Origin of the sequence: Mycobacterium sp. (assembly GCF_049683935.1) — a bacterium.
Classification (GTDB): domain Bacteria; phylum Actinomycetota; class Actinomycetes; order Mycobacteriales; family Mycobacteriaceae; genus Mycobacterium.
In genome coordinates this window covers 25,089-31,936 of record NZ_JBAUJR010000461.1, presented here as the reverse complement: position 1 = coordinate 31,936, position 6,848 = coordinate 25,089, and the positions used below count along the sequence as shown (strand labels likewise).

Below are 6,848 nucleotides of genomic sequence, written 5' to 3'. Positions count from 1 at the left end.
GACAGGCGGCGCGGGCGCACCGGGTGCCGCGTCGGGCGCAGCGGGCATTGCTTCCTCCGGCGGAGGCGCCACCCCGATTTTCAGCGGGTCATAGGAGTAGTTCAGGTAATACGGGTCGCCGGGAGCGGGGATCAACTTGGCGTTCTCGTCACCCCACCGCGTTCCGAGCAGCAAGGTCTTCTTCAGGCGTGGATAGGTGAGGTCGAACGTGGCGAAGAGGTTGATGTAGTCACCCTTGGTGATCTTCTCGGCGAAGCCCGGGCCGTACGGAAAGGCCGAGGCCCACAACAAGGCGAGGTTGAGATCGGGCCCGATGTCGGCCAGCGCCCCGAGGACCGGTCCGAGATTGTCCAGGTTCTCGACCAGGTCATCACCGGCGTCATTGACCAGGCCGGTTGCCGTGTCGCTGAATTGCCCCAGCTTGTCCAGCGCGGTGGTGAACTGTGGACGCTCCCTGATGAGTACGTCGAGAGCCGGTGGAATGTCCTTGAGCGCACGGTCGATCGCGTCGGTCTGACCGGCGAATGTTCCGGCGACGCGCTGCAGCTGCCGGATCGACTCGTTGATGTTGCCCTGCTGCTGTTCCAGTACCCCGACGAAGTCGTCGAGCCGGACCAGTAAGTCACGGATCTCCGATTCGCGTCCGGAGATGCCCGTGTTGAAGCTGTTGATGATGTCTCCGAGCTGACCGAGTCCCCCGCCGTTGACCACCGCCGAGAGCGACGACAGCGTCTGCTCGGTGGTGGGGTACGTCGACGAGGCGTTCAAGCCCAAGGTGGCACCGGGCTGCAATCTCCCGGTCGGCTCCTCACCGATCGGTGGGTTCAGCGCCAGGTGCATGGAGCCCAGCAGGCTGGTCTGCCCCACTGTCGCCACGGCGTTTCCCGGCACCACGACGTCGGGCTTGACCGAGACCTCCACATTGGCGTGCCACGCGTCGACCGTCATCTGGCCGACACTCCCGACGACCACATCGTTGATCAGTACCGGCGAGTTCGACTCGAGAGTGGCGACGTTGGCGATCTCGACGTTATAGGTGACTGCATCCGGTCCCCGGCCCACCGCTCCGGGAAGGGGAAGTGAGTTGACCCCCTGAAACGCACACCCGGTCATGGACACGGCGACACTGCACCCGACAATCGTCCATCGCTTCAGCCCACGGATCATGACGGTGGCGTCCTTTCTGCCGGCAGCAGTGGCGCACCGGCGGGGGCCGGCGCGGGCGCCGGCGTCGGCGGCAGCAGCAACCCGTCGACCGTTGGAGGCGACTGCGCCGGGATGTTCGTCACGATGTTGGGCGGCCCGGGGATCGGCGCACCGGGGAACAACGCCGGTGACGGAATCGCCGGGGCATCGTCGTCGGTGGTGTAGATCCCGGGAGGCCCCGCCGGCGCGTTCCAGCCCGGCGGCGGTGGAACGTCTCCGGCTCCTGTGTAGGCCGACACCGTCGGCGGAATCTCGGGCGGATCCCCGGGGCCCGCGCCGCCGGGTGCGAGCTTCGGGTCGGTGTAGATGATCCGGTCCGGGCTGACCGCGGGCCTCAGGTAGGGGTTGATCGGGAACGGCAGGTTGCCGAAGTTGACCAACTTCAGCGCAGGGCCGAGGTACTGCGCGCACAGCTTGGCGGTCTCAGGGGCGGTGGTGTTCGCGATCCCTCCGATCAAGCCGCATACGAACCAGACCGGGTTCGCGAAGTTGGACAGGGAGAAGGCGCCCGTCACCGATCCGCCAGTGGGGTAATAGATGTTGTTGAAGTTGGCGATCGCATTCGGCGTGATGTGAAGCACGTTCTCGAGATCCAAACGGTTGTCCGACAGCACCTGGAGCACGCTTCCCAGGCTCCGGATCTGCTCAGAGGTCTGGTCTCTGCTGCCGGCCACGAATCGCTGCACCTCCCCCATCGCGATCGACAGTTCGGACAACGCCGCGTCGAGGTCGGACCTGCTGTCGTCGACCACGCTCGTCAGGCTGGCGAGGCGATTCTGGAACAGGACGATCTGATCCTTGCTGTCGCGAAGCGCAGTGACGAAGACCTGCAGATTCTTGATGATGTCGACGATGTCGCCACTGCCCTCGGCGAAGATCCGCGCCGCACCCGAGAGCTGACTCAGCGTTTCCCGCAGCTTTTCACCGTTGCCGTCCAACGCATTTGCCGCACTGTCGACAAAACGTGAGATCGACGTACCGGAAACCCCGGTTTGAGGCCCCAGTTCGGTGGCAAGTCGCGTCAACTGGGTCTTCACTTCGTCCCACTCGACGGGCACGGCGGTCCGGTCGCTGGGGATCACCCCGCCGTCGCCCATCGTGGGCCCGTCACCGCTGCGATAGGACGGCGTCAGCTGAACGTAGCGCGCCGCAACAAGATTCTGAGCAACGATCACGGCCTTGGCATCCGCTGGGATGTCCACGTCGCCGTCGACCTTGAGGGTCATCTTGGCTTGGGTGCCCTCGGGTTCGATGCTGTCGATGGTGCCGACCCCGACACCTGCCACCCGCACCTCGTCACCGGGGTAGATCGCCGTCGCCGTCGGAAAATACGCCGTGATGGTCTTCGGGCCGAAGAAGACCTGCCGCACGAGAAAGGCGGCGCCGGCGATCAACAGGATGGCCAGCACCAGCGCCGTGCCGGCCACCAGTCGCTTACGGGTTGCCATCATTGGGGAGATCTCCTGGCTGGGGAAGGCTGTTGACGGGGAACGGGAGTTCTGCCCGCGGTCCGGCATTGTCCGGCGGTTGGCCGGCGTCGATACCCCGCCGGAAGCCGAAGGCGTAGTCGAGGAACGGCTGTAACAACTGCGCCGGCTGGATGTTGGGGACCAGCGCGTTGTAATAGGCGCCGTTCGAGACGATCTCGCCCTGGGTGAGGTAGTACTTCGCCGCGCCGGGCAGGATCTTGGCCAGGTTGTCCCGGTTGCGCTCCAGCATCGCCGTGACGTTGTTCAATCTCTCCAGCGCGGGAGCCAACTCCTGTTCGTTGTCGGCGACCACACCGGTGAGTTCGCGCGACACGGTCGCGATGTTCGACAGCAGGCTGGTGATCGCGTACCTGCGGTCGTTGAGCACGGCCAGGAGGTCGTTGGCGTTGAGGATCAACGCGTTGACCTGTCTACTGCGTTCCGAGAAGATCCCGGTGACGTCACCGGCGGTCCTCAGCAACTCCGACAGGCTCTCGTTGCGACTGTTGAGCGATCGGGACAACCGCGACAGGCCGTCGAAGGTCGGTCCCAGCTGCGGTGAGATCTGGTCCAGCGTCTGCGCGAGGGTGTCCAACGACTGATTCAGCGAATCCGTATCGGTATCAGCGGTATTCGCGGTGAGCTCACTCACGGCATCGGTCAACGAGTAGGGCGACGACGTCCGCGAGACCGGAATGACCTTCTGCGGATCGAGGGTGCCGTTGCCGTCGGAGTCCAGCGCGAGCACCCGCTCCCCGAGCAGCGTCCCGGTCCGGATGTGCGCGGTGGTATCCGAGCCGAGCGGGTACTTGCCGGCGACGGTGAACCCGACGAGCGCATCACCGTTGTCCAGCTCGATCGACGACACGGAGCCGACCTTGATCCCGGACACCGTCACGTCGTTGCCGACGCTGAGGCCACCGGCCTCGGCGAACAAAGCCTGGTATCGCACGGAGGTGGCCCACGACAGCAGGCGTTCGGGCTGCAACCCGACGGCAATGACCAGGATGATCACCACGACGCCGATGAAACCGGCTCTGGCGAGCTGAGATCCGCGATATTTCAGCATTACTCGTCCACGCACCTTCCGGTCTCTTGTTTGATCCAGGGGAACACCACGGTGCGACCCTCGAGATCACTGGCGCGGAAGGTGATACCGCAGATGTAGTACGGGAACCAGGCGCCGTACGAGCCGACCCGGGCGAGCTTGCGATAGATCTCCGGCAGGCGCTGGACTGTGGCGTCGAGCCGCTCCAGGTCGTTGTCGACGAACGGCGCGAGCCGAGCCAATTCGTCGACTGTGCCGGCCAGTGGCGCCCGCCCACGGCTGAGAAGGTCGGCGATCGACGCCGTGCCGTTGTCGAGGGCCTCGATCGCCGTGCCGATCGGGTCCCGGTCGGTCGACAATCCACTGACCAGCTGCTCGAGTTTGTCTATCGCGCCCGAGAATTCATCACCCTGTTCGGACAGCGTGCGGAGCACGGTCTGGAGGTCACCGATCAACTGCTCGATCACCGCGTTGTTGTCCGCCAGCGAGTTCGTGAACGACGACGTCTTGGAGAACAGCGATTCGATGGTGCCGCCCTGCCCCTGCAGTATCTGTACCAGCGACGTGGTGAGGCCGTTGACGTCCTCGGGATTCAAGCCTTGGATGACCGGTTTGAGTCCCCCGAGCAACACATCGAGGTCGAGCGCCGGCACCGTCCGGGACACGGGTATCTGGGAGCCGGCGTCCAGAATCTGAGTGGACTCCGGAGTGTCGACGAGTTCGAGGAATCGGTCGCCGACCAGGTTCAGATATCGGATCGCAGCCTGGGTTCCGGTCGTCAGGGCGGTGCTGCGGTCGGTGTCGAACGTGACCAGCACGTTCCGGTCGGCTTGAAGTTCAACGTCTTTGACGGTGCCGACCCTGATTCCGGCGATCCGCACCGTGTCCCCCGACTGCAGTCGCGACGCATCCGTGAACACTGCCGAGTACTGGTTTGTGGCGCCTGTTCTGCTGTCGCTGAACACCAAGAAGAGAAACGCGGTCAGCACCGCCATGACGAGGCCGAACGCCGTGAACTTGAGCAGCGTGCCTGTTGATCGGGTCATCCCGGCATTCCGATCTGCGCGGAGTTACGGGGGGGACCGTCGAGCGGTCCGAACAGCCAGTTCTTGAGGCCCTCCGAGTTGAGCAAGATTCCCGAGTTGCCGTACTGCGCGGGGTTGGACCCGACATCACCGACGACCAACGGCGGCACGAACTCGGCCGGCAGGTCTGGCAAACCGAGTTCGGCGCAGTAATCCCGGCCGCCGCTCGTGGCGGCCACCTTCGGCAGATCGCCGGGATAACGGTAGCGCTCGACACCCAGTGTCAATCCAGCCGACACGAAGACCCCCGAGAACTGGGGCGGGGATTTCGCGAACGGGACGAGACCCCCGATGCCGCACCACAGCGACTTGCGGTACTCGCGGAGCAGATCGGTGGTCGGTACCAGCAGGCGCATGACGTCGGTGATGCCCTGCCGGTTCGCACCGACCACCTCGTTGCCGAGTTCCGCCAGACCGGTTGCGCTGACCAGGAACTCATCGAGGTTGTCCTGTTCCTCCACGATTGAATTGCTGAACGTGGAGGTGTTCTCGAGGATGGACACGAGGTCTTGGCCGGCATCGCCGTACGCGGTGAGCGCTGGGACGGACGCCTCGATATCACGGGCGAGGTTGGGCAGACTGGGTTCCAGTTCGGCCAGCAGCGCGTTGAAGTCGGACAATGTCGTGCCGAACTGCTCACCGCGGCCGCTGAACGCCTGCGCGATGGCGCCGAGGGTCTCATTGAGCTTGACGGGATCGATCTTGTCGAAAACCTGGACCAGTTGCTGGAACACGGTGTTGATCTCGACGGTGACGGTGTCGCCGCGCAGCACCTGGTTTCTGCTCAGGGTGTCCGCTGTGGGATCCGGCGGGGCCTCGAGTTGGACGAATTTGGCACCGAACACAGTCGACGACGCGATGTCGACGTTGACGTTCGACGGGATGAGATGCAGTTGAGACGGATCCATGTCCAGTTGCAGACTGGCGGTGCCATCCGGCCGATATTCGATCGACTTGACCTTGCCGACCTGCACTCCGCGCATCTTGACCTTGGCGTCAGGGTTCATCACAAGACCGGCGCGGTCCGAGATCACGGTGACGGGAACGGTTTCGGTGAAGCTTCCGCGGAACAGACCAACGGACAGCGCGAAGATCGCGAGTAGCGCGACGACCAGACCGAGCCCGGCCAGGGGCCGGACGTAGCCGGTACCACGGTTGTTGCTCAACTCGTCTCCTAGCCCGACAGGTTGAAGTTGCCGTTTGAGCCGTAGATCGCCAGTGACACCAACAGTGTCACCGAGACCACGACCACCAGAGAGGTTCGCACTGCGTTACCCACTGCCGCGCCCACACCCGACGGGCCGCCGGAAGCGAAGAACCCGAAATAGGTGTGCACCAACAGAATCGCGATCGCCATCAACACCGCCTGCAGGAACGACCACAACAGATCGATCGGGTTGAGGAAGGTGTTGAAGTAATGGTCGTACAGGCCACCGGACTGGCCGAACAACACCACCGTGGTGAACTGAGAGGCCACGAACGACAGGATCACCGCGATCGAGTACAGCGGCGTGATCGCGATCATCCCCGCGACGATCCGCGTGGAGACCAGGTACTCCACCGACCGGATCCCCATGGAATCCAATGCGTCGATCTCTTCGTTGATCCGCATCGCCCCCAGCTGCGCGGTCACCCCGGCACCGAACGTCGCCGCCAACCCGATCCCGGCCACCACCGGAGCCGCGATGCGCACATTGATGAACGCCGCCAAGAAACCGGTCAAGGCCTCGATTCCGATGTTGCCCAGCGAGGAGTAACCCTGGATCGCCAACGTGCCGCCGGCGGCCAGGGTCAAGAACCCCACGATCACCACCGTGCCACCGATCATCGCCAACGTGCCCGCACCCATCGAGATCTCGGCGATCAGCCGGATGATCTCCTTGCGGAAGTGCACGGTCGCGTGCGGCACCCCGCCCAGCGCGCGGCCGTAGAACAGCACGTGGTCGCCGATGCGGCCCAATGTGCGCACCGGACGACCCGCGTAATCCACCAGTCGCGGGAACCGCGACCGCACCACCGTTTGAGTACCCATCAGCGCGC

6 protein-coding genes are annotated in these 6,848 nt (G+C 64.3%); all 6 read right to left on the bottom strand.

What is annotated here, in order from left to right:
- Positions 1-1,167, bottom strand: a 1,167-nt coding sequence (locus WA965_RS25835) for an MCE family protein (protein WP_526448200.1), incomplete at its 3' end; no start/stop codon positions are given.
- On the bottom strand, positions 1,164-2,657 hold the full coding sequence (locus WA965_RS25830) for an MCE family protein (RefSeq protein ID WP_526296457.1): 1,494 nt from the start codon (positions 2,655-2,657) through the stop codon (positions 1,164-1,166). The genes WA965_RS25835 and WA965_RS25830, both read right to left, overlap by 4 nt.
- Positions 2,641-3,744 (bottom strand): MCE family protein, encoded by a 1,104-nt coding sequence (locus tag WA965_RS25825; protein WP_526296455.1) that lies wholly within the window; start codon positions 3,742-3,744, stop codon positions 2,641-2,643. Before WA965_RS25825 ends, WA965_RS25830 begins: the two co-directional genes overlap by 17 nt.
- A complete protein-coding gene (locus WA965_RS25820) occupies positions 3,744-4,769 on the bottom strand; it encodes an MCE family protein (RefSeq protein WP_526296453.1) in 1,026 nt (341 codons plus the stop codon). The genes WA965_RS25825 and WA965_RS25820 overlap by 1 nt, the downstream gene beginning before the upstream one ends.
- Positions 4,766-5,974 carry an MCE family protein gene (locus WA965_RS25815; RefSeq protein WP_526296451.1) on the bottom strand — a complete coding sequence of 403 codons (1,209 nt, stop codon included), beginning with the start codon at positions 5,972-5,974 and terminating at the stop codon, positions 4,766-4,768. The genes WA965_RS25820 and WA965_RS25815 overlap by 4 nt, the downstream gene beginning before the upstream one ends.
- Positions 5,975-5,982: 8 nt before the next feature.
- Entirely contained in the window at positions 5,983-6,840 is an 858-nt protein-coding gene (locus WA965_RS25810; RefSeq protein WP_526296449.1) for an MlaE family ABC transporter permease, read from the bottom strand.
- Positions 6,841-6,848 lie beyond the last annotated feature (8 nt).